Below are 21375 nucleotides of genomic sequence, written 5' to 3'. Positions count from 1 at the left end.
TGCCTTCTTCTGTCAGCTGAGGCCGGGGATGAACTGGATGATCAGGTCGATCGCCTTGATGCCGACGAACGGCAGCACGAGACCGCCCAGGCCGTAGACCCAGATGTTGCGGGTCAGCAGCGCGGAGGCCGACGACGGCCGGTAGCGCACGCCGCGCAGGGCGAGCGGGATCAGCACGACGATGATCAGGGCGTTGAAGATGATCGCCGAGGAGATCGCCGACGTCGGGCTGTGCAGCTGCATGATGTTGAGCTTGTCCAGGCCCGGGTAGGCGATCGCGAACATCGCGGGGATGATCGCGAAGTACTTCGCCACGTCGTTGGCGATGGAGAAGGTGGTCAGCGCGCCGCGGGTGATGAGCAGCTGCTTGCCGATCTCCACGATCTCGATCAGCTTGGTGGGGTTGGAGTCCAGGTCCACCATGTTCCCGGCCTCCTTGGCGGCCGAGGTGCCGGTGTTCATGGCCACGCCCACGTCCGCCTGGGCCAGCGCCGGGGCGTCGTTGGTGCCGTCACCGGTCATCGCGACGAGCTTGCCGCCCGCCTGCTCCCGCTTGATCAGCGCCATCTTGTCCTCGGGCGTCGCCTCGGCCAGGAAGTCGTCGACCCCCGCCTCGTCCGCGATCGCCTTGGCCGTCAGCGGGTTGTCACCGGTGATCATCACCGTGCGGATGCCCATCCGCCGCAGCTCGTCGAACCGCTCCCGCATGCCCTCCTTGACCACGTCCTTCAGGTGGATGACACCCAGCACGCGGGCCGCGCCGTCCTCCTTGACCGCCACGACGAGCGGCGTACCGCCCGACTGCGATATGCGGTCGACCAGGGACTGCACCTCCTCGCCGGCCCGGCCGCCGTTCTCGGCGACCCACGCGGTCACCGCGGACGCGGCGCCCTTGCGGACCTGGCGGCCGTCGACGTCGACGCCGGACATACGGGTCTGCGCGGTGAAGGGCACGAACGCGGCGTGCCCGAGCTCGCCCTCGTGACGGGCCCGCAGACCGTACTTCTCCTTCGCCAGGACGACGACGGAACGGCCTTCGGGCGTCTCGTCGGCCAGTGAGGACAGCTGCGCCGCGTCGGCGAGCTCCGCGTCCCCGACACCGCCGACCGGGAGGAACTCCGCGGCCTGGCGGTTGCCGAGCGTGATGGTGCCGGTCTTGTCGAGCAGCAGGGTGTTCACGTCGCCGGCGGCCTCGACGGCGCGGCCGGACATGGCGAGCACGTTGCGCTGCACCAGGCGGTCCATGCCGGCGATGCCGATCGCCGACAGAAGCCCGCCGATCGTCGTCGGGATGAGCGCGACGACGAGCGCCGCGAGGATGACGATGCTCTGCTCGGCGCCCGCGTAGATCGCGAACGGCTGCAGGGTGACGACCGCGAGCAGGAAGACGATGGTCAGCGAGGCCAGCAGGATGTTCAGTGCGATCTCGTTGGGCGTCTTCTGCCGGGCCGCGCCCTCCACGAGGGCGATCATCCGGTCGATGAAGGTCTCGCCGGGCTTGGAGGTGATGCGGACGACGATCCGGTCCGACAGCACCTTCGTGCCGCCCGTGACCGCGCTGCGGTCACCACCGGACTCCCGGATGACCGGGGCCGACTCACCGGTGATCGCCGACTCGTCGACCGACGCGACGCCTTCGACGACATCGCCGTCACCGGGGATGATCTGCCCGGCCTCGACGACGACGTGGTCGCCCAGCTTCAGGCCGGAGGCCGGGGCCTCCTCCTCACGGAGCGAGGTGGCCCCCGGCCGCCAGTCGATCAGCCGGCGGGCGACGGTGTGGGTCTTCGTCCGCCGCAGGGTCTCGGCCTGCGCCTTGCCGCGGCCCTCCGCGACGGCCTCGGAGAGGTTGGCGAAGAGCACGGTCAGCCAGAGCCACACGGTGATGACCCAGGCGAAGACGCTGGGGTCCTTGATCGCCGAGAGGGTGGTCAGGACCGCGCCGACCTCGACCACGAACATGACCGGGTTCTTGATCATGACCCGGGGGTCGAGCTTCTTGACCGCGTCCGGCAGCGAGGTGAGGAGCTGCTTCGGGTCCATCATGCCGCCGGAGACCCGGTGCGGCTGCTGCGGCCCGGTCGGGGCGCCCCCCGGCGACGCGGGGGGTTCGAGGGTGGTCAGGGACATCAGGACAGACCTTCCGCGAGCGGACCCAGCGCCAGGGCCGGGAAGTAGGTGAGGCCGACGACGATCAGGATCACGGCCGTCAGCAGGCCGACGAACTGCGGCCGGTGGGTGGGCAGCGTGCCCGCCGTGGCCGGCACCGGCTGCTGCCGGGCCAGGGAGCCCGCCAGCGCCAGGACGAACACGATCGGCAGGAAGCGGCCGAACAGCATGGCCAGGCCGAGCGCGGTGTTGTACCAGTCGGTGTTGACGGTCAGGCCCGCGAAGGCCGAGCCGTTGTTGTTGGCGGCCGAGGTGAAGGCGTACAGCACCTCGGAGAAACCGTGCGCACCGGAGTTGAGCATGCCCGCGCGCTGACCCGGCATCGCCATGGCGAGGCCGGCACCGATCAGGACGATCGCCGGGGTGGTGAGGATGTAGAGGGACGCGAACTTCATCTCCCGGCCGCCGAGCTTCTTGCCCAGGTACTCCGGGGTGCGGCCGACCATCAGTCCGGCCACGAAGACCGCGATGATCGCCAGGATGAGGATGCCGTAGAGGCCGGAGCCGGTACCACCGGGGGCGATCTCACCGAGCATCATGTTGAAGATCGTCATCCCGCCGCCGATGGGCGAGTACGAATCGTGGAAGGAGTTGACGGCGCCCGTGGAGGTGAGCGTCGTCGACGCCGCGAACAGCGCCGACCCCCACACACCGAACCGCTGCTCCTTGCCCTCCATCATGCCGCCCGCCAAGTGGCCGGCCTGGCTGCTCACGCTGTGCAGCTCGTTCACCGTGATGATGGCGACCGATGCGGCCCAGATCACGCCCATCACGGCGATGATCGCGTAGCCCTGGCGGTTGTCGCCGACCATGCGGCCGAAGGTGCGCGGCAGGGAGGTGGCGATCGCCAGCAGGAGGTAGATCTCCAGCCAGTTGGTGAAGGGGTTGGGGCTCTCGAAGGGGTGGGCGGAGTTGGCGTTGTAGAAGCCGCCGCCGTTGGTGCCCAGCTCCTTGATGGCCTCCTGCGAGGCGACCGGGCCACCGGTCATGCTCTGGTGGTCGCCGACCAGGGTCGAGATCGACTCGACGCCGTGGAAGTTCTGCACGACGCCGCCGGCGACCAGCACGATCGCGAACACGAAGGCGAGCGGGAGCAGCACGCGCACGGTGATCCGGGTGAGGTCCACCCAGAAGTTGCCGATGCGGTCGGTCTTCTTGCGGGTGAAGCCCCGGATGAGGGCCGCGACGACGGCGACGCCGACGGCGGCCGACACGAAGTTCTGCACCGCGAGACCGGACATCTGCACCAGGTGGCCCATCGTGGACTCACCGGAGTAGGACTGCCAGTTGGTGTTGGTGACGAAGGAGGCGGCCGTGTTGAAGGACACGCCGGGCGTCACGGCGGGCATGCCTATGGACAGCAGCAGGTGGTTCTGCAGCCGCATGAAGCCGTAGAGGAAGAGGACGGAGACGGCCGAGAAGGCCAGCACGCTCCGCAGGTAGACGGACCACTTCTGGTCCGCGTCACCGTCGACCCCGCCGAGCCGGTACGCGAAGCGCTCGACGCGCAGGTGCTTGGCGGAGGTGAGGGTGTGGGCCATGTAGTCGCCCAGCGGCCGGTAGGTCAGGGCCAGCGCGCCGACCAGCGCGAGGATCTGGAGCCAGCCCGCGAGGGTGTCGTTCACTAGAACTTCTCCGGGTAGATCAGTGCCAGCACCAGGTAACCGACCAGGGCCACGGCGACGACGAGTCCGACGACGTTTTCGATGCTCACAGCCGCTCCGCCCCCTTGGCCACGAGGCCGAGCACGGCGAAGACAGCGACGGTGAGGACGATGAAGGCCACATCTGGCATGCGGAGACACCCCGGAAGTCGTGTGGGGACGATGCCGCGTACCCGGTCGGGCCCGCGGCGCCGGTAAAAAACCGGTGTACGTAGCGAAGCGCCCCGCAGTGCCCCCGACGGGCTTCGTTAGCGGGTTCCTGACGCGGCCCCGGAGCGGCTTGACGCCACTTTGACGCCGCCCGGCGGAACGGGTGACGGGGGTGACGTGGCGCGTCGGCGGGGCGGTCGGCGGGGCTCGGAGCAGCGACGACCCCCGAGCGGGCGTGGCCGGCCGCAGCGGGGGTCGGGGGGCGAGGAGGGCCGTCCGGCCCGGTGGTGCGGAGCGGACTCAGAACCGCACGTAGACGTTCTTCGGCTGGGTGTAGGACTCCAGCTCCTCGATGCCCTCCTCGCGGCCGACGCCCGAGTTCTTCACCCCGCCGAAGGCGGTCCCGGGGATGTGCGCGGAGCTGGCGTTGATCCACACGTAGCCGGCGCGCAGGTCGCGGGCCGCGGCCATGGCGGTGTGCAGGTCGGTGGTCCAGACGCTGGCGGTCAGGCCGTACGGCAGTGCGTTGGCCTCGGCGATCGCCTGGTCGTACGCGTCGAAGGGCGCCGCCACCAGCACCGGTCCGAAGATCTCCTCCCGGAACAGCGGCCCGGAGGGGCCGGCGTGGGCCGCGAAGAGGGTGGGCCGTACGTAGTAGCCGGGCCGGTGCGGGGCGCTGCCGCCCGCGACGAGGCGGAGGGCGGGGTCGGACAGTCCCGCCCGGATGTAGGAGGTCACCTTGCGGTAGTGCTCCTCGGAGACCAGGGGGCCGATGTCCGTGGTGGGGTCCGCCGGGTCGCCGAGGCGCATGGCGTCCATGCGCCTGCCCACTTCCTTGACGACGCGCTCGTACAGGGAGCGGTGGACCAGCAGGCGGGACGTGGAGCCGCAGCTCTGGCCCTGCCAGGTGAAGTTCATGCCCGCCATCGCGCCGTCCACGGCCGCGTGCACATCGGCGTCGGCGAAGACGACCAGCGGGTTCTTGCCGCCCAGTTCGAGGGTGACCGTCTTGACCGCGGCGCTCGCCGCGCGCGCCTCGACGCGACGTCCCGTGGTGGACGAGCCGGTGAACGCGATGCGCGGGACGTCGGGGTGGGTCACCAGCCGTTCGCCCGCCACGGAGCCCAGGCCCGGCACGATGTTCAGGACCCCGGGCGGTACGAGGCCGGCGGCCAGTTCGCCCAGCCGCAGCGCGGACAGCGAGGTCGCCTCGGCGGGCTTCAGGACGACGGTGTTGCCGGCGAGGAGCGGTGCGGCGATGCGGGCGGCCGCGAACATCAGGGGATGGTTCCACGGGATGATCCGCCCGACGACGCCGAAGGGGTCGCGCAGCGTGTAGTCGAGGGCGTCGTGGTCGGCCATGGGGACGGTCTCGCCGCGCAACTGGAGGGCGAGTCCGGCGAAGTAGCGCAACTGGGCGGCGGCGACGCGGAAGTCGCCCCGCATGACCGCGACCGGGCTGCCGTTGTCCATGGTGTCGATCCAGGCCAGTTCCTCGCCGTGCTCCTCGATCGCCTCCGCGAGGGCGACCAGCACCCGCGCCCGGTCCGTCACGGAGGTGGCCCCCCACGCGGGCGCCGCCGTACGGGCCGCCTCCACCGCGTCGTCGACGTCCGTGACGCCGCCGAGGGGTATCCGGGTCACCACCGTCTCGTCCGCGGGATTGACCACGTCCAGGGTCTGGCCCGAGGCCGCGTCGGTCGCCTCCCCGCCGATCAGCATGTGCCAGGGCCGGTCCACGATCTCGCCCGCGGTCGGTCGTGCGCCGGTCGCGCCGTACGGATTCGACAGCTCCGAAGTACGCATACACTCCAGATTTGCACCCGTACGTGCCGTATACAGTGATTGAACGTTTTATATCGGCAAACACCGCGTATAGCGCAGGCCAAACGGCCGGGCGGGGCCGCGGGCGGCCGGCTCAGCCGTCCAGCCAGCCGCGTTCATGGGCGAGGAGCGCGATCTGGAACCTCGTCCGGGCGCCGAGGGCGGTGCCCGCCTCGCTGACGTGCTTCTGCACCGTCCGGCGGCTCACGCCCAGCACCCTGGCGATGGCGTCGTCCTTCATCCCCGTGGCCATGAGGTGGAGGATCTCCCGGGTCCGTTCGTCGGTCTCCACGGTCTCCCGCTCGCGGCGCGCGACGGGCCAGTCCTGGCGGCTCTCCAGTGACACCGGTGTCGCACGTTCCCAGATGCCCTCGAAGAGCGCGGCGCACACCTCGATCAGGGCCGGGGAGTGCACCACCAGCGATCCCGCCGAGGGCCGGTCGCCCTGGAGCGGGAGGAGGGCGGCGGTCCGGTCGAAGAGCGCCAACTTGACGGGGAGCCGGGTACCGAGGCGGAACTCACCGCCCACCGCGGTGCCGCGCAGCGCGGTCTCCAGGGACACCTCGTCGGTGAAGCCGTCGGCCTCGTACACCGACCGCAGCCGTACGCCCGGGGCGACGGCGGTACGGTCCGGGTCCCGGTGGCCCGAGTCGTCCTCGGTGCCGGTCACGTAGGGCGGCTTGGCCAGGTGCAGCACCTCGCTCCTGCTGCCCTTGAGCAGGTACGCGTAACGGGCCGCGACCTCGTCGCCGTGCTCCAGGACCTCCACCAGGTTCGGCGCGCCGGGGTGCGCGACGGAGCGGTAGAGCTCGTCGAGCTGCTCCATGAACAGCTCGGTACGGGCCAGTTCGCTCCGCCTGCGGGCGAGCAGGGAACCCAGCGAGGAGCGCGGCGGGCCGGCCTTCCAGCGCGGGGAACCGCCGGGGATGCGGATGACCAGGAGTTCGTCCTCGAGGCCCCGCAGCGCCCGCTCGGCCTCGTCGGCGGACGTGCCGACCGCCTCGGCCACCGCGGCGGCGTCCGCCGAGGGGTGGCTCACCAGGTACTCCAGGACCCGGCCGCCCAGGGGGCCCAGCCCCGTCCCCGCCCAAGGACCGCCCGATGAGACATCCATGCAGCCTGCCACCCCTGTACGTCCGCGCCCCGCGTGATGATCGTACGCCTCGCGGAAAGGCCGGCGGGGGCCCGGTCCGGCGTGCGCCGGTCTGGGCCCCCGTCGGGGTGGTGCGGTGTGGCGGCCGCTCAGCGGCAGGTGCCCGCGGGGCGGGCCCGGGTCACCAGGTCGGTGTCCGTGGTGGTGGTGTCCATCCACAGGACGCGGCTGCCGGTGCCTGCGGCGGCGTTCGACTGCTGGCCCTTGCTGCAGGAGACCCGGCCCAGCGGGGTGCCCTGCGGGGTGAACTGGTAGAGCTTGGCCAGCGAGTCGTTGTAGTCGTCGAAGACCTGTGAGAACGAGGCGTACACGGTCAGCGTGACCGCGGTGTCCGACGCCGTGAGGCCGAACGCCCGGACGGGGCGCGGGCCCCTCTCCGCGATGACGTCGGTGACGGTGGAACCGTCGACGGACGCCCGGCGCAGGGTGGTGAAGTCGTCGTCGGTGTAGTCGGTGTCGATCAGCCAGTACACCCCGGCAGCGGTGATCACCGGCGTGCTGATCCACTCCGGCTGCGAGGGCGCGCCGAGGACCGCGGTCTTCCCGGTCCGGGTGTCGAATACCTCCACGACGACCCCGTAGGTGCCGTCGAACATGCCGTCGTGGATGTATGCGATGCGCCCGTCCTTGACGGCGGGCTCGACCGCCTGGTTGTAGTCCCGGCCGAGCGGCACCTGACGCGGCGTGGTGTCGCCGCCCTTCAGGTACAGGACCTGCTGCAGCGAGGTCGCCTCGTCACGGCGGGACCAGGCGACCGTGTCGCCGTCCACGCCCAGACCGCTGATCTCCGAGGTGGTGCTGTACAGCGTCTTGACGGCGCCGCCGCCCACGGGCGCGGACAGGATGTCGTAGGTGTGCAGCCAGGGGTCGTCGCCGGGGACGTCGCCGACCGCCACCCACACCACGCGCTTGCCGTCGGTGACCGGGCTGAGGTGGGAGCGTCCGTCGACCGGGGAGATCCGGCGGGGCTTGCCCTTGCCGTCGGTGCGGCCGGTCCACACGGCGTACGGCTCGGTGCCGTCCGCGCTGGACCTGGGGGCGGCCCACCAGTCGCCGTGGGCGCTGGGGCTGTTGCCGGTGCCGACGTACTGCATCAGGGTGCCGAGCCTGCCCATCAGCACATCGCTGTCGAGGCCCAGGTCCTGCTCCCAGCCGGGGACGATGCCATGGGCGTCGAAGGCCTTCTTCACCTTGGCCAGGCGGTCGCCCTTGACGTGCAGCGACCTGGCGGCGGCGATGACGGCGTCGCGGCCCTCGTCGAAGCCGTCGAGGGGCGTGATGTAGGAGGTGAGGGCCTTGTAGACGATCTGGTCGGCGAGTTCGCCGCCGAGGCTCTCGCGGATGTCCCACAGCGAGCCGCTGAAGATCGTGGAGTTGACGTGCACTCCGCCGTTGTCGTAGGACGAGCCGAGGGGCAGCCCGAGGAAGCCCTTCGTGGTGGCGCCGTCGTTGAGGTCGCGGAAGGCGCAGTCCTTCGGTGCCCGCGTCCGGCAGAGGTCGCCGCCGATGAGGCCGGCCTCGGGGTCGGTCATGGAGGTGCCGTTGACGGTGACGTCGATGACGTTGCCGAGGTAGTCGGCGATGGCCTCGTTCATGGCGCCGGACTGGCCGGCGTAGACGAGGTCGGCGGTGTGCTCGACCACGCCGTGGGTCATCTCGTGGCCGACGACGTCCAGGTCGGAGGCGAGGGAGCGGTACTCGTCGTCACCGGTGCCGTAGACCATCTTGGTGTGGTCCCAGAACGCGTTGACGAACGGCGAGCCGAAGTCCGTCACGCCGACCAGGGAGTTGATGGCCATGCCCTTGCCGTCGAGGCTGTCGCGCCGGAAGGTGCCGTGGTAGAACTCGTACACCTTCCCGGCCGCCCAGTGGGCGTCCACCGCGCCGCTGTCGGTCATCTCCTGCGGCGCCTTCGTGGTCGGCATCGCGAACGGCACGACGCTCTCCGGCCACTGGCCCGACACGTCCTGGTACCAGACGCTGGAGGCGTCCCAGGTCTGGATGACGTTGTGGCTCTTGCTGTCGGCCATGTGCGCGGTGTCGCGCAGCAGGTACTGACCGGTGCCGGCGTCCTTGCTGAGGTTCAGCGGCACGGTGGTGCCGCTGAGCAGGATGCCGCTGCCGGTGACGCCCGTCGACCCGGTCGCGGCCGCGGGCGCGCCGCCCCGCATCGCGGTGCCGCTGCGCATGGACGTGCCGCTGCGGTGCGTGGCGCCGCCGGCGGAGCCGGTCGGGGCGAACGTGGGCAGGCCGCCGTACTCGAAGACCGCGACGCCGGTGGCGGCGTCGACGTAGACCTCCTGGACCACGGGGGCGCCGGTGGCCGGGTCGGTGCCGCGCACGGTGACGTGGCGGGCGAGCACGCCCTTGCCGGTGGGCAGCACGGTCAGCCCGCGGTCGGTGCCGGCCAGGTCGTCCTTGGCGCTCTTGGCGTGCGCGGGACGGTATCCGCCCTTCGCCAGCTCCGCGCGCACCTGACGCACCGCGCCCTGCACGGCGGTGGGGGCCGGGAGGGTGGGGCGGGTGGTGTCGAGGTCGAGGGCGGTGAAGTAGGAGCCGGAGGTGCCGGTGACGGTGCGCTTGCCGTCCTTGTGGTTCATGCGGACGACGTACTGGGCGCCCAGGACGGGGATGCCGCGGTACTTCTGGCCCAGGCGGACGGTCTCGGTGCCGTCGGCGTCGGTGGTGACGGCGTCGGTGGTCAGGTCGCGGTCGGGGGCGGGGATGCGGTAGCGGTCCCGGTGGCCGGCCAGGTGGGCGCGGGCGGCGGTGGCGGCGGGCACGGAGGCGTCGGCCGCGTCGGTGAGGCCGTCGACGAGGGCGGGGGTGTCGGTGGCCGGCTGCGGCGCGGGCACCGCCCCGGTGCCGGTGGTGGGGTCGGCGGCGTGGGCGGGGCCGGTCAGGCCGGTGACGCCCAGGGCGACGGCGGCGGCGAGCAGGACGGACAGGCCGGTGCGGCCGGATCGGTGAACCGGTCTGGGCCGTATGCGTGTTGACATGGACGAATGCCTCCGGCAGCCCGGAGTGACCCGGGCTCGGTAGTGGGACATCGGATGCACGGCGCACCTTCGCGCCCGCGGCTCGCCCTGCACCCTCGTGGTGATCACACCCGGGTGACAAGACGAAAACCGGGGGGAGTACGCGCAGTTGCACAGATGCGAAGCGGGAGGGCGGGCAGAGGGCGCCGAAGTGCCCGGTGTGGTCCCGGTTCCGGAGGAACGGCCGCTTCGTACGGCCCTGACACGCTCGTCGCGTACGCCCCGCGGACTCCCCCGGGCGCCGGCACCCGGGCGCCCGCACCCGCCGTGCGACGGCGGCCGGGCCGCCGGATACTGCTCACGAGCGACGCTGGAGGCCGGCGATGGGGCGTTTCGACGGGAAGACCGCGGTGGTCACCGGTGGGACCAGCGGCATCGGGCTGGCCGCAGCCGAGCGCCTTGCCGCGGAGGGCGCGCACGTCTTCCTCACCGGCCGCCGGGAGCCGGAGCTGCGCGTCGCGGTCGCCGCGATCGGCCCGGGAAGGGCCACCGGTGTGCGCGGTGACGTCGCCGTCCCCGCCGACCTGGACCGGCTGTTCGCCCAGGTCGAGGCCGCGGGGCGGCGCATCGACGTCCTCTTCGCCAACGCGGGCGGCGGCAGGCTGGCCCGCCTGGAGGACGTGACGGAGCAGGACTTCGACGACACCTTCGGGGCGAACGTGAAGGGCGTGCTCTTCACCGTCCAGAAGGCGCTGCCGCTCCTCAACGACGGCGCCTCGGTCATCCTCACCGGCTCGACGGCGGGCAGCGGTGGGGCGGAGGGGTTCACCGTCTACAGCGCCTCCAAGGCCGCCGTGCGCTCCTTCGCCAGGACCTGGGCCAACGAGCTCAAGGGCCGCGCCATCCGGGTGAACACCCTGAGCCCGGGACCGGTCGAGACCCCGGGGGTCAACAGCCTGGCCCCCGACCCCGAGCAGAACCGCCGCCTGCTGGACACCCTGGTCGGCACGGTGCCGCTCGGCCGCATGGGACGGCCCGAGGAGGTCGCCGACGTGGTCGCCTTCCTGGCCTCCGACGAGAGCACCTTCGTCACCGGGGTGGAGCTCTTCGTCGACGGCGGCCAGCAACAGGTGTGAGCCCGCTCGTCCTCTGCCCCGCTGTGCGGTCCAAATCGCCAGAAGGGGGCGCTTGACACTCCCCGCAGGTCGACCTAGTTTCGTATCGACCACTACATAACTCGCCAACCGCCACCCCTCCTCGCGGCACCCCGAACGCGGGCGCAGCTAATACCGGGAGGGCATCCCCTGCGGCAGTACGTAACAGATCTTGTTACACCGGAGGCTGTGGCGATCACTCATCGCGATCGGAGCAACACCATGGGACAGCTTGACGGCAGGACCGCCATCGTCACGGGCGGCACCAGCGGCATCGGCCTGGCCACCGCGCGGCGGTTCGCCGCCGAGGGCGCGCACGTGTTCGTCACCGGCCGCCGCAAGGACGCGCTCGACGCCGCCGTGGCGGAGATCGGCCCCCGTGCCACCGGTGTCCACAGCGACGTCTCCGACCTGGCCGGTCTCGACCGGCTCTACGCCGCCGTCGCCCAACAGGGGCGGCGCATCGACGTGATCTTCGCCAACGCGGGCGGCGGCAGCTTCTCCACCCTGGAGCAGGTCACCGAGCAGCACTTCGACGAGATCTTCGCGACCAACGTCAAGGGCCTGCTCTTCACCGTGCAGAAGGCGTTGCCGCTGCTCAACGACGGCGCCTCGGTCATCCTGACCGGCTCCACCGCGGGCTCGGTCGGCAACGAGGCCTTCGGCGTCTACGGGGCGTCCAAGGCGGCGGTGCGCTCCTTCGCCAGGACCTGGGCCAACGAGCTCAGGGGCCGCTCGATCCGGGTCAACTCCATCAGCCCCGGCACGATCGACACACCCGGCATCGACGGCCTCGCCGCGGACGCGGAGCAGAGGGCGCAGCTCAAGGGCTACCTCGAAGGCCAGATCCCGCTCGGCCGGATGGGCCGGCCCGAGGAGGTCGCCGCCGCGGCCGTCTTCCTCGCCTCCGACGAGAGCACCTTCATCACCGGCATCGAACTCTTCGTCGACGGCGGCACCAACCAGGTCTGACCCCCGCCGAGGCCTCCCCGTCCACGGCGGGGAGGCCTCGGTGACAGCCGTACGCACCGGAACCACCAGCACGGACGGGACACACGCGATGGACATGGGACGAACAGGGATCTGGAGCATCGAGCTGCGCACGGCCGATCCGGGAGCGATCGAGGACGCCGCAGCCGAACTCGACACGATGGGCTGGGGTGCCTTGTGGATCCCCGGACTCGGCGGCGGCGACATCCTCGGCGACTCCGAACGGCTGCTCCGCGCGACCCGCACCGCGCGCGTCGCGGTCGGAGTGCTCAGCATCTGGCGCCACCGGGCGGCGGAGATGGCGGCAGGACACGCGCGGCTGCAGCAGCGGTACGACCGCCGGCTCCTCCTCGGCCTCGGCGTCAGCGACGCGGCAGCCGCACGCGGCGCGGGGCGCCCCTACCGGCCCCTGTCGGACATGGACGCCTACCTGGACGAGCTCGACGGAGCCCCGGCCCCCGTACCGGCCGGGGAACGCGTCATGGCCGCTCTGGGCCCGAAGATGGTCCGGCTCGCGGGACGACGCACCGCGGGTGTGCACCCGTTCATGGTCACCCCCGAGCACTCGGCGGCGGCCAGGGAACTGCTCGGACCCGGCCCCCTCCTGGCGCCCTATCAGGCGGTCGTGCCGGAGCGCGACCCTGCCAGGGCCCGTGCCGCCGCCCGGGACTTCCTCGGGACGTTCCTCGCGATGGACCACTACGCCCGCAGCCTGCTCCGCCAGGGCTTCACCGAGGACGACCTGGCCGGAGGCGGCAGCGACCGGCTCATCGACGCCGTCGTGGCCTGGGGCGACACCGAGGCCATCGGCGCCCGCGTCCGCGCCCACCACCAGGCCGGCGCCGATCACGTGTGCCTCCACGTCATCACCGCGGACTCCGCACTCCCGCTGGCGCAGTGGCGGGAACTCGCCGCCCTCGCCCGCTGAACCAGGGGGCTGGTCGGCGCCGCCGGGCGAGCGTGTGGCGGGAGGTCGGCGATGGTGGTGGACGCGGGTTCGTGCACGACGCCCTGGTGGAGTCCGCCGTGCACGGGCCGCAGGGCGGGACCGATGCCGTGGCCGACGGGACAGCCAGCGTTCGGCGGGCAGGGGTGCAGCCGGAGGAGCCTGCCGTCCTCGACCGCACGTCGGGACTCGACGCTGTCCGGGCCCCCGCAGGTCGCCCGGACAGCGCCGATGACCACGGGCCTGGTCAGCCCGCCGTTGGCGGTCACGCCCGCGGACCTGCCCTTCGGCGATGGTCAGCCGGCCGCCGGCTCCGCGGGCCAGGCGCCCAACGCGAGATCGACGACCCGGTGCAGCTCCTCACGGGTCGCGCCGCCCGCGGCCTGCACGGCGACGCCCTGGTACACCGCGATGAAGTAGCGGGCGAGATCGGCCGGATCGGCGTCGGCGGGCAGTTCCCCGTCCGCCCGCGCCTTCTCCAAGCGCAGCCGGAGCGCCGCCTCGCCGGACGCCCGGCGCGCGGTGAGCTCGGCGCGCACGCTCTCCGACCCGGGCGACGCGGCGAGGCCTCCCTGCACGGTGAGGCAGCCAGGAGGGCAGTCGGGCCGGGTCGTGGCGTCCGCGGCGCCGTGCAGCAGCCGCTCGACGACGCGGCGCGCGCCGGGTTCGGCGAACGCCTCGCGGATGTAGCGGGCAGGGCCGTCGGCGTAGTGGTCGAGGACCCGCTTGAACAGCTCCTCCTTGTTGCCGAAGGCGCCGTACAGGCTCGGCGGGTTGATGCCCATGGCCCGGGTCAGGTCCGAGATCCCGGTGCCCTCGTAGCCCTGGCGCCAGAACACCTCGAGCGCCCGGTCCAGCACCTCGTCGACGTCGAAGGCCCTCGGTCGTCCTCCCGCCATGGTGGCCTCCTGCCCGGCGATCTGTAACGACCGTTATGATACCGCGCCGGTCAGGGGCGCGGGAGGCGGGCCAGCGCCGCCCGGCCGCTCTGCAGCAGCCCCGAAGCGTCCATGCGGGTCTTGGCGAGGAACTCCATCCCCTGCAGCCCGGCCGGCAGCAGCCGGCCGCGCTCCTGCGGGTCGGCCCCCGGATCCAGGTCTCCCTCGCGCTGCGCCTCCTTCACGCACGCGGCGAGGAGGTCCTCGACCTCCCGGTAGGTCGTCCGGGAACGTTCGACCACGTCCGGATCCTGGCCGTGCAGTTCGAAGGTGCTGTTGACCAGGAAGCATCCGCGCCGGTGCGGGTCGGCCCCGTAGCCCGCCGCCGCACTTCGAGCAGACGGGTCAGCCGCGCGACCGCCCCGCCGGGGCCGCCCAGCGCTTCCCGGACCCCGTCGAGCTGCTCGGCGCGGTGGTCGTCCAGGACCCGCAGGAAGAGCTGCCGCTTGTCGCGGAACGCCCCGTACAGACTGCCCTTGCCCAGCCCCGTGGCGCCCGTCAGGTCCTCCAGGGACGTCGCGGCGTAGCCACGGGCCCAGAACACCTCTCGGGCAGTCGCAGCACCTGCCGCTCGTCGAAGCTCCTGGGACGCGCCATGGCGTCGATGACACGGATTCTTGACCTAACGGTCCCTTTACGCCGCCGCCCGTCCGCCGCCGGAGGGCCCAATCCATCGGATCCACAAATTGCAAAAATCTTCAATTCACTACATGATGATCCCGCTGTGCCGTCAAGGGAAGCGCGGGGCACGGCAGCGGGGCCGTCCCCGGCAACCGGCCGGGGCGAGGGACGACGGGGCCGGTGTCTTCGCACGGTGACTTGGCTGGCAGGGCGGATGTGGGGCCCCGTACGCGCGTTGCTGCCCGCGCGGGGCGATCTGACGGCGATGCGGCGGCAGCCCCGTCGCGACCTGCTCGCCGGATTGACCGTGGCGGTGGTGGCCCTGCCGCTCGCGCTGGCGTTCGGAGTCTCCTCAGGGCTCGGGGCGGAGGCCGGACTGGCCACGGCCGTGGTGGCGGGGGCGGTGGCGGCCCTGTTCGGTGGATCGGACGTGCAGGTCTCCGGGCCGACCGGGGCGATGACCGTGGTGCTGGTCCCCATCGTCGCCCGGTACGGGCCCGGCGGAGTCCTGACCGTGGGTCTGATGGCCGGTGCGCTGCTCATCGGGCTGGCCCTGCTGCGCGCCGGCCGGTACATGCGCTACGTACCGGCGCCCGTGGTGGAGGGCTTCACCCTCGGGATCGCATGTGTGATCGGGCTGCAGCAGGTGCCCGCGGCCCTCGGGGTGCCCACGCCGGACGGCGAGAAGGCCGCGGCCGTGGCCCTGCGGGCCGTACGCGCGTTCCTGGCCCACCCCCACTGGGCGCCCCTCGCACTCTCGGCGGCGGTGGCCGGCGCCATCTTGGCGGGTGCCCGGTGGCGCCCGCGCGTGCCGTTCTCGTTGCCGGCCGTCGTCGTGGTCACGATCGCCGCCGAGGCCACGGACCTTCCCGTGGCGCGCATCGGGCACCTGCCGTCCGGACTGCCCGCGCCTTCCCTGGGGTTCCTCGACCCGGCCGCGCTCCCCTCGCTGCTGGCGCCCGCCCTGGCGGTCGCGGCCCTGGCCGCCCTGGAGTCGCTGCTGTCGGCGACCGTCGCGGACGGCATGACGCGCGGACAGCGCCACGACCCGGACCGGGAATTGTTCGGCCAGGGCCTGGCGAACCTGGTCGTCCCGCTGTTCGGCGGGGTGCCGGCCACGGCGGCGATCGCCCGCACCGCCGTCAACGTCCGTACCGGAGCGGGCTCGCGGTTGGCCGCGCTCACCCACGCCGCCGTCCTGGCGGTGATCGTCTTCGTCGCCGCTCCGCTGGTGGGGAGCATCCCGCTCGCGGCGCTCGCAGGGGTGCTGCTCGCCACCGCGATCCGGATGGTCGAGGTCGGATCGCTGCGGGCGACGGCCCGGGCGACCCGCGCCGACGGCGCGGTCCTGCTGCTGACCGCGGCCGCGACGCTGGCCCTGGACCTGACGTACGCGGTCGTCATCGGGCTGGTGGTGGCCGGGGCCCTGGCGCTGCGCGCCGTGGCGCGGCAGGTCCGGCTGGATCGGGTGCCGCTGCACGAGGGTCCGCCGGAGGGGCACGGCGCCGGGGAACACGCCCTGCTCGCCGAGCACATCGTGGCCTTCCGCATCGACGGGCCCCTGTTCTTCGCCGCAGCCCACCGTTCCCTGCTCGAACTCACCGAGGTCGCCGACGTGTCGGTGGTCATCCTGCGGCTCTCCCGCGTCACCCACATCGACGCCACCGGCGCCCTGGTCCTCAAGGACGCCATCGACCGGCTGAACCGCCGCGGCATCACGGTGCTGGCGTCCGGTCTCCGGCCCGGGCAGCGGCACGCGCTGGACGCGCTGGGCGTGCTGGACGCGCTGCGGGACGCGGACCTGGTGCACGCCACGGCCCCGGAGGCCGTCCGCGCGGCGCGCGCCCGGTTGCACCGGGCCGGTGTGCTGCGGGGGGAGGCCGCCGGATGAGCCCCGCGTACCGCATGACCGACCTGACCGGGGCGGAGGCGCTGTGGCTGCTGGAAGGCGCCGGCAACGGCCGCCTGGTGTACCCGCTGCGCGGCACGGTGGTCGTCCGCCCCGCCGTCCACGTCCTGGAGTACGGCGCGCTCGTCGTCCGCGCACCCGTCCCGCTCACCACGGTCACGCGGGGCGGCGACGTGACCTACCACTGCGACCGGTTCCACCGGACCTCGGGCACCGGCTGGTCGGTCACGGCCACCGGACCCGCCCAGGACCTCGCCGACGCCCACGAGGCCGCCCACCACCGGCGCGCGCTCACCGACTGGGTCCACGGTCCGCACGACACGCTGCTGCGGATCCACCCCCTCACGCTCCAGGGGCACCGGCTCGGCGGCCCCGGGGGCGCGGGTGCCCGTACCGGTGACGACGGCCGGCCCGGCACCCGGTGACCGCTCGCGCCATGCTGCAGCGCCGCCACGTGCTGACCCTCCCGACGGCGCCCCTGTCCGTCACCGTGGCCCGCAGGACGGGCGAGTACGTCTACACCTCCTGGGGCGTCGGCCCGGGCGACACCGTGCTGGGCCGGGCCCTGCTGATCCTCGGCGAGCTGGTCGCGAACAGCGTCCGGCACGCCGCCGGGGTCTCCCCCAGCCTGGACGTCGTCTACGCGACGGGCGGCGGGGTGCTCGCCCTCGCCATGTACGACCTGCATCCCCACCGGCCGGACCTGCTCCGGGCCGCCGCGACCGGCGGCGGACTGGCCATGGTCACCGAGGTCACCGCCGAATGCGGGGGCACGGCCACGGTGCTCCCCGACCCCGGCACCGGTGGCAAGGGCATATGGGTCACCCTGCCGCTGCGCACGGCGTGAACCCGTGGGCCCCTCACTTGGGAGCGTGCTTCCCCAGGTAGAACAGCAGGGTGATGAAGCCGGCGATGAAGTGGGTGACGAAGACGTAGACGAGGACGCGCAGCAGTACCGCCCGCTGCTTGTACTTCTCGCCGCCCGTGTCCCTACCGGAGCCGGTCCCGGCGCTCACGCGGCGTCACCGGTCGTCCCGGGCGGGCCGGGGGTACGGACGGCGGAGCCTTCCTCGGTCTGCTTCAGCTCGGCCAGCAGGTCCTGCTGCCCGGTCAGCAGCTCCGTGAGGATCCTGCGGGCCGCCCGGAGCAGTTCCGCCACGTCGCCGCCCGCCAGCTCGTACACCACGGTGGAGCCGGTGCGCGTGGCGGTCACGATGCCGGAGCGGCGCAGTACGGCAAGCTGCTGGGAGAGGCTGGAGGGCTCGATCTCCATGGCGTTGAGGAGGTCCCGCACCGGCTTGGGCCCGTCCTGCAGGAGTTCCAGGACACGGATGCGCACGGGGTGCCCGAGCATGCGGAAGAACTCAGCCTTGGCCTGGTAGAGCGGAACCTGCACCCGGACCACCCGTACCTTCTGTAAGGATTCGCGAATTGAAGAACTCTTCAATCGTATCGCTCCGCAGGAAGTGAGCATCCAGTGACCGACGACGACCGCGTGGGCCCGCCGCTGCTCGGCGGGGAGCGCGAGACGCTCCGGGCGTTCCTCGACTACCACCGGGCCACGCTGGCCATGTGCCGGGGGCTGACGGACGAGGAGCTGCGGCAGCAGTCGATGCCTCCGTCCACGCTCTCGCTGCTCGGGCTCGTCCGGCACATGGCGGAGGTGGAACGCGCCTGGTTCCGCCGGGTGTTCGAGGACAACGACACGCCCATGGTCTGGTCCGACAGGATCGACTTCCAGGCGGCCTACGACGCGGGCGCGTCCATCCGCGCCGAGGCCTTCACGGCCTGGGAGGCCGAGGTGGAGAACTCCCGGCGGATCGAGGAGGCGGCCGGGTCACTGGACCTGACCGGGCACCAGCCGCGCTGGGGCGAGGACGTCTCCCTGCGGATGGTCATGGTGCACGTGCTCCTGGAGTACGGCCGTCACAACGGGCACGCGGACTTCCTCCGCGAGGGTGTCGACGGCACCGTGGGGGCCTGACCGGCCCCGCGCGGTCCGGGAACCGGCCGTCAGGGGACCGGCCGCATGTCCGCGCCGTAGAGGGTGCGGTAGTCGGGGACGACGACGCGCGACGCGGGCGACTCGCGGCGGACCTGCGCGGTGAAGGCCTCGACGTCCGCCGACGGGTCGCGCCTCGGCTCCAGGTCCAGCGGCCGCTCGAAGTCGTCCCAGTGCACGGGCACGACGACACCGGGGTCGCCGAGCGCCCGCAGCAACCGGGGGACGTACCGGTGCGTCGAGGCACTGGTCGGTACGGCGACCATGGCCAGGTCCGGGCGCAGTCCCCGGGCCGCGCGCTCGCTGAAGTCACTGGCGCCCATCAGGAACGCCGAGGGCCCCTCGGCACCTGCCGTGACCTGGAAGGCGAGGGTGTCGCCCTCGGGGAGGTCGGCGATGGTATCCGGACGGGCCTGGGGCGGTGCGGCGTGCCTGCCGGGGGCGAAGTAGGAGTACCCCTTGTTGCGGCTGTGCAGGCTCGCGACGACCTCCACCACGATGCCGTCGAAGTCCAGCACTTCCCCGCCCTTCACCACCGAGATCCGCGCCGGGTCGACGCCGAGCGCGACCAGCAGGTGGTACGTGGTCTCCGTGCCGACGACCCGGGCGCCGGTGGAGGCGGCGATGTACGGCACGTCGGCGACGTGGTCCCAGTGCGAGTGGCTGACGAGGACGAGTTCGGGGTGGCCGACGCGCTTCCGGACCGCGGTCTCGTCGGTCCGCAGCCGGGTGGCGGGGTCGAAGGCGCCGGTGAAGAGTCCCGTGGGGAACCGGGTGACGTAAGGGTCGAAGAGCACGGTCCGGCCGGAGACGTCGATGCGCCAGCCCGCGGTGCCCAGCCAGCGGAAGGTCGCCGCACCGGCGTCCGGGGCCCCGCGCCGGGCCGCGGGTGCCGCCGCTGCCGCCGTGGGCACCGTGCCCGGCAGCAGCGGGGTGGCCGCGGACAGTGCGGCGCCCCGCAGCATCGTGCGCCGTCCGAACCTCTTCACGTCTCGTACGTCCCTGTCGTCGCTCATGGCCTCAGGAGATCAAGGCCGAGTCGCCCGCGTCCAAGACCGGAATTCCGCACGCCTGATACGCGATCCGCTATGAGCGCAGGTCAACGGCGTTCGGCCCGCAGGAAGTCCACCGCGATCCGGGCGGCGGCGCCGATCGCGGAGTCCACCGCGGGGCGCACCGCGGTCAGTTCGCGGGTGCGGGCGAAGACGGCGACCGCGTAGCGCCCGCCGTCCGGGTGGCCGACGACCCCCGCCTCCAGGTGCAGACCGGGCAGCGTGCCGGTCTTGGCGGCCACCGTCACCTCGCCGGGGAAGCCGGAGACCATCCGGTGCCGGAAGACCTGCCGGCCCATCAGCTCCCGGACCCAGGCGCAGGCCTGCGGCGGGCCGGCCTCGTCCCGCCAGACGAGCCCGAGCAGCCGGGTGATCTCCCGGGGCGTGCCGGCGTTGGTCCGCGTGGGGTCCAGGACCGCCAGCCGTCGCTTCCGGTCCTCCGGCAGGGCGGGCCAACGGGCCGCGAACTCCGCCTCGGTGCCTGCCCCGACGTCGGCGAGCATCGACTCCAGCACGTCCCGGGGACCGCCCACGAGCCGGATGCCGGTGAGTCCGAGCTCCTCGGTGAGGAGCCGTACGGTGTCCAGTCCGATCCGGGCCAGCAGCAGGTCCGCCGCGGTGTTGTCGCTGACCGACATCGCGAAGTGGGCGAGATCGCGGAGCGAGAGCTCGACGTCGTCGGCGCATCCCGCCGTGCCCCAGCCGCCGAGCCGGTCGGCCGCGGTGACCCTTACGCGCTCACGGGGGTCGAGCTGGCCGGCGGCCACCTGGCGGGCGAACTCCAGCACCACGAGGATCTTCACGACCGACGCGAGGACCACGGGCTCGTCCGCGCCGACGGCGACCTCGGCCGTGTCGCCGGCCCCTGCACCGACCGGTACGGCGTGCAGCACCCCTTCGGCGCCCGCCGCCGCGAACACCTCCCGGATGTCCTCCTCGACCATCAACAGCCTCCTCGCGTAGGGTCCTTGATCGTGGATCTCTTGCGCCACCTGCGTATCTTCGTCGCCGTCGCGGAGGAACTGCACTTCGGCCGCGCCGCCGACCGGCTGGGCACGGCACAGCCGCCGGTCAGCCAGGCGGTGCGCGCGCTGGAGCGGGAACTCGGCGCGGAGCTGTTCGACCGGTCGCGACGCCGTACCGCGCTGACCTCGGCGGGGACGCTGCTGCTGGAGGAGGCGAGGGAACTCCTGGCCCGTGAGGACCGCCTGCGGGCCCTGGCGCGGCGTGCCGCCGACGGGGGCCTGGGCACCCTGCGGGCGGCCGTGCCCACCGGCACCACGGCGGCGGTGGCCTCCGCGCTGCTCGCCGCGTGCACGGAACACGCCCCGGGTCTGGCGGTCGATCTGCGGGAGGCGACCACCGCGGAGCAGCTGCGGCTCCTCGGTGCGGGCGGCCTCGACGTCGGCCTCGTCCACCGCCCGGTGGAGGCGGCCGGACTGCGGCTCGGCCCGGAGGTCGCCTTCGACCTGGGAGTCGTCCTACCCCGTGCCTCGCCGGTGGCCCGCGGTCCGCAGGTGTCCCTCGCCGATCTGTCCGGCCAGGACCTCGTGGTGTTCCCGCGCGGGGAGGCTCCCGGCTGGTACGACCGGCTGCTGGAGGGCTGCCGCGCGGCGGGCTTCGTCCCCGGTGGCGTCCGGCACGCCTCGAGCCCGGAGTTCCTGCTCGCCCTCGTCGCGGCGGGTGGCGGCATCGCCTTCGACCAGGGCGCCGCCGCCCGCAGGGAGCCACGCGTGGCCTGGCGGCCGCTGTCCGGACGCCCCCTCGCCCGCCGGATCGGCGGCGCCTGGCCCGCGGGCCCCTCCGCGCACCCCGCGGCCCCGCGC

General features: G+C 72.8%; 21 protein-coding genes. 8 read left to right on the top strand and 13 right to left on the bottom strand.

Features of this window, described 5'->3' with window-relative positions:
* Window positions 1–12: 12 nt before the first annotated feature.
* The 6 genes from kdpB to PV410_RS32465 form a co-directional block, all read right to left on the bottom strand.
* A complete protein-coding gene (gene kdpB, locus PV410_RS32490; RefSeq protein ID WP_500329332.1) occupies window positions 13–2130 on the bottom strand; it encodes a potassium-transporting ATPase subunit KdpB in 2118 nt (705 codons plus the stop codon).
* Window positions 2130–3794: a potassium-transporting ATPase subunit KdpA gene (gene kdpA, locus PV410_RS32485; protein ID WP_500329331.1), complete on the bottom strand. Its 1665-nt coding sequence runs from the start codon at window positions 3792–3794 to the stop codon at window positions 2130–2132. The genes kdpB and kdpA overlap by 1 nt, the downstream gene beginning before the upstream one ends.
* Window positions 3794–3883, bottom strand: coding sequence for a K(+)-transporting ATPase subunit F (gene kdpF, locus PV410_RS32480; protein ID WP_326579416.1), 90 nt, complete (start codon window positions 3881–3883; stop codon window positions 3794–3796). Before kdpF ends, kdpA begins: the two co-directional genes overlap by 1 nt.
* Before the next feature lie 399 nt (window positions 3884–4282).
* On the bottom strand, window positions 4283–5788 hold the full coding sequence (locus tag PV410_RS32475) for an aldehyde dehydrogenase family protein (protein WP_500329330.1): 1506 nt from the start codon (window positions 5786–5788) through the stop codon (window positions 4283–4285).
* A gap of 112 nt (window positions 5789–5900) precedes the next feature.
* Window positions 5901–6920, bottom strand: coding sequence for a helix-turn-helix transcriptional regulator (locus tag PV410_RS32470; RefSeq protein ID WP_500329329.1), 1020 nt, complete (start codon window positions 6918–6920; stop codon window positions 5901–5903).
* A gap of 128 nt (window positions 6921–7048) precedes the next feature.
* Window positions 7049–9958, bottom strand: coding sequence for a M4 family metallopeptidase (locus PV410_RS32465; RefSeq protein WP_500329328.1), 2910 nt, complete (start codon window positions 9956–9958; stop codon window positions 7049–7051).
* Window positions 9959–10320: 362 nt separating this feature from the next.
* Here PV410_RS32465 and PV410_RS32460 point away from each other — a divergent pair, with 362 nt between their 5' ends.
* The 3 genes from PV410_RS32460 to PV410_RS32450 all read left to right on the top strand — a co-directional run bounded on the left by PV410_RS32460 (window position 10321) and on the right by PV410_RS32450 (window position 13009).
* Entirely contained in the window at window positions 10321–11073 is a 753-nt protein-coding gene (locus PV410_RS32460; protein WP_500329327.1) for an SDR family NAD(P)-dependent oxidoreductase, read from the top strand.
* 240 nt (window positions 11074–11313) lie between these two features.
* Complete coding sequence (locus PV410_RS32455) at window positions 11314–12063, top strand: glucose 1-dehydrogenase (RefSeq protein ID WP_500329326.1); 750 nt, start codon at window positions 11314–11316, stop codon at window positions 12061–12063.
* A gap of 88 nt (window positions 12064–12151) precedes the next feature.
* Window positions 12152–13009 carry a TIGR03620 family F420-dependent LLM class oxidoreductase gene (locus tag PV410_RS32450; protein ID WP_500329410.1) on the top strand — a complete coding sequence of 286 codons (858 nt, stop codon included), beginning with the start codon at window positions 12152–12154 and terminating at the stop codon, window positions 13007–13009.
* A gap of 314 nt (window positions 13010–13323) precedes the next feature.
* On the opposite strand, the gene PV410_RS32445 is transcribed toward PV410_RS32450, so the two are convergent.
* Genes PV410_RS32445 through PV410_RS32435 form a run of 3 tightly spaced genes read right to left on the bottom strand, consistent with a single transcriptional unit; the run spans window position 13324 to window position 14509 of the window.
* The gene (locus PV410_RS32445) at window positions 13324–13926 is read right to left on the bottom strand and encodes a TetR/AcrR family transcriptional regulator (protein WP_500329325.1); all 603 of its coding nucleotides are present in this window, start codon (window positions 13924–13926) and stop codon (window positions 13324–13326) included.
* Window positions 13927–13976: 50 nt separating this feature from the next.
* Window positions 13977–14228 carry a hypothetical protein gene (locus tag PV410_RS32440; RefSeq protein ID WP_500329409.1) on the bottom strand — a complete coding sequence of 84 codons (252 nt, stop codon included), beginning with the start codon at window positions 14226–14228 and terminating at the stop codon, window positions 13977–13979.
* Window positions 14147–14509, bottom strand: a complete 363-nt coding sequence (locus tag PV410_RS32435; RefSeq protein ID WP_500329324.1) for a TetR/AcrR family transcriptional regulator — start codon at window positions 14507–14509, stop codon at window positions 14147–14149. Before PV410_RS32435 ends, PV410_RS32440 begins: the two co-directional genes overlap by 82 nt.
* Before the next feature lie 291 nt (window positions 14510–14800).
* Here PV410_RS32435 and PV410_RS32430 point away from each other — a divergent pair, with 291 nt between their 5' ends.
* Genes PV410_RS32430 through PV410_RS32420 form a run of 3 tightly spaced genes read left to right on the top strand, consistent with a single transcriptional unit; the run spans window position 14801 to window position 17342 of the window.
* Entirely contained in the window at window positions 14801–16477 is a 1677-nt protein-coding gene (locus PV410_RS32430; RefSeq protein ID WP_500329408.1) for a SulP family inorganic anion transporter, read from the top strand.
* Window positions 16474–16920: a pyridoxamine 5'-phosphate oxidase family protein gene (locus PV410_RS32425; protein WP_500329323.1), complete on the top strand. Its 447-nt coding sequence runs from the start codon at window positions 16474–16476 to the stop codon at window positions 16918–16920. Before PV410_RS32430 ends, PV410_RS32425 begins: the two co-directional genes overlap by 4 nt.
* Window positions 16921–16931: 11 nt before the next feature.
* Window positions 16932–17342: an ATP-binding protein gene (locus tag PV410_RS32420; RefSeq protein ID WP_500329322.1), complete on the top strand. Its 411-nt coding sequence runs from the start codon at window positions 16932–16934 to the stop codon at window positions 17340–17342.
* A gap of 13 nt (window positions 17343–17355) precedes the next feature.
* Here PV410_RS32420 and PV410_RS32415 read toward each other — a convergent pair whose 3' ends face one another.
* Together PV410_RS32415 and PV410_RS32410 are read right to left on the bottom strand one after the other, a co-directional pair.
* On the bottom strand, window positions 17356–17511 hold the full coding sequence (locus tag PV410_RS32415; protein WP_499509460.1) for a DUF6126 family protein: 156 nt from the start codon (window positions 17509–17511) through the stop codon (window positions 17356–17358).
* The gene (locus tag PV410_RS32410; RefSeq protein ID WP_500329407.1) at window positions 17508–17891 is read right to left on the bottom strand and encodes an ArsR/SmtB family transcription factor; all 384 of its coding nucleotides are present in this window, start codon (window positions 17889–17891) and stop codon (window positions 17508–17510) included. Before PV410_RS32410 ends, PV410_RS32415 begins: the two co-directional genes overlap by 4 nt.
* Window positions 17892–17972: 81 nt before the next feature.
* On the opposite strand from PV410_RS32410, the gene PV410_RS32405 reads away from it, so the two are divergent.
* Entirely contained in the window at window positions 17973–18479 is a 507-nt protein-coding gene (locus PV410_RS32405) for a DinB family protein (RefSeq protein WP_500329321.1), read from the top strand.
* A 29-nt stretch (window positions 18480–18508) separates the two neighbouring features.
* Here PV410_RS32405 and PV410_RS32400 read toward each other — a convergent pair whose 3' ends face one another.
* Window positions 18509–19513, bottom strand: a complete 1005-nt coding sequence (locus PV410_RS32400) for an MBL fold metallo-hydrolase (RefSeq protein ID WP_500329320.1) — start codon at window positions 19511–19513, stop codon at window positions 18509–18511.
* 83 nt (window positions 19514–19596) lie between these two features.
* Entirely contained in the window at window positions 19597–20493 is an 897-nt protein-coding gene (locus tag PV410_RS32395) for a serine hydrolase (protein ID WP_500329319.1), read from the bottom strand.
* 30 nt (window positions 20494–20523) lie between these two features.
* Here PV410_RS32395 and PV410_RS32390 point away from each other — a divergent pair.
* On the top strand, window positions 20524–21375 hold an 852-nt coding region (locus tag PV410_RS32390), incomplete at its 3' end, for a LysR family transcriptional regulator (protein ID WP_500329318.1).

Origin of the sequence: Streptomyces sp. PA03-5A (assembly GCF_033792725.1) — a bacterium.
Classification (GTDB): Bacteria; Actinomycetota; Actinomycetes; order Streptomycetales; family Streptomycetaceae; genus Actinacidiphila.
Note: the sequence above shows the minus strand (reverse complement) of the source record. Positions and strands in the feature narration are given on the sequence as shown.

Coding starts and splice junctions, on each gene's coding strand:
- PV410_RS32470 (WP_500329329.1), bottom strand. CDS start 6,920: ATGGATGTCTCATCGGGCGGTCCTTGGGCGGGGACGGGGCTGGGCCCC.
- PV410_RS32425 (WP_500329323.1), top strand. CDS start 16,474: ATGAGCCCCGCGTACCGCATGACCGACCTGACCGGGGCGGAGGCGCTG.
- kdpB (WP_500329332.1), bottom strand. CDS start 2,130: ATGTCCCTGACCACCCTCGAACCCCCCGCGTCGCCGGGGGGCGCCCCG.
- PV410_RS32395 (WP_500329319.1), bottom strand. CDS start 20,493: ATGGTCGAGGAGGACATCCGGGAGGTGTTCGCGGCGGCGGGCGCCGAA.
- PV410_RS32420 (WP_500329322.1), top strand. CDS start 16,932: ATGCTGCAGCGCCGCCACGTGCTGACCCTCCCGACGGCGCCCCTGTCC.
- PV410_RS32430 (WP_500329408.1), top strand. CDS start 14,801: ATGTGGGGCCCCGTACGCGCGTTGCTGCCCGCGCGGGGCGATCTGACG.
- PV410_RS32445 (WP_500329325.1), bottom strand. CDS start 13,926: ATGGCGGGAGGACGACCGAGGGCCTTCGACGTCGACGAGGTGCTGGAC.
- PV410_RS32450 (WP_500329410.1), top strand. CDS start 12,152: ATGGACATGGGACGAACAGGGATCTGGAGCATCGAGCTGCGCACGGCC.
- PV410_RS32460 (WP_500329327.1), top strand. CDS start 10,321: ATGGGGCGTTTCGACGGGAAGACCGCGGTGGTCACCGGTGGGACCAGC.
- PV410_RS32400 (WP_500329320.1), bottom strand. CDS start 19,513: ATGAGCGACGACAGGGACGTACGAGACGTGAAGAGGTTCGGACGGCGC.
- PV410_RS32475 (WP_500329330.1), bottom strand. CDS start 5,788: ATGCGTACTTCGGAGCTGTCGAATCCGTACGGCGCGACCGGCGCACGA.
- PV410_RS32465 (WP_500329328.1), bottom strand. CDS start 9,958: ATGTCAACACGCATACGGCCCAGACCGGTTCACCGATCCGGCCGCACC.
- PV410_RS32455 (WP_500329326.1), top strand. CDS start 11,314: ATGGGACAGCTTGACGGCAGGACCGCCATCGTCACGGGCGGCACCAGC.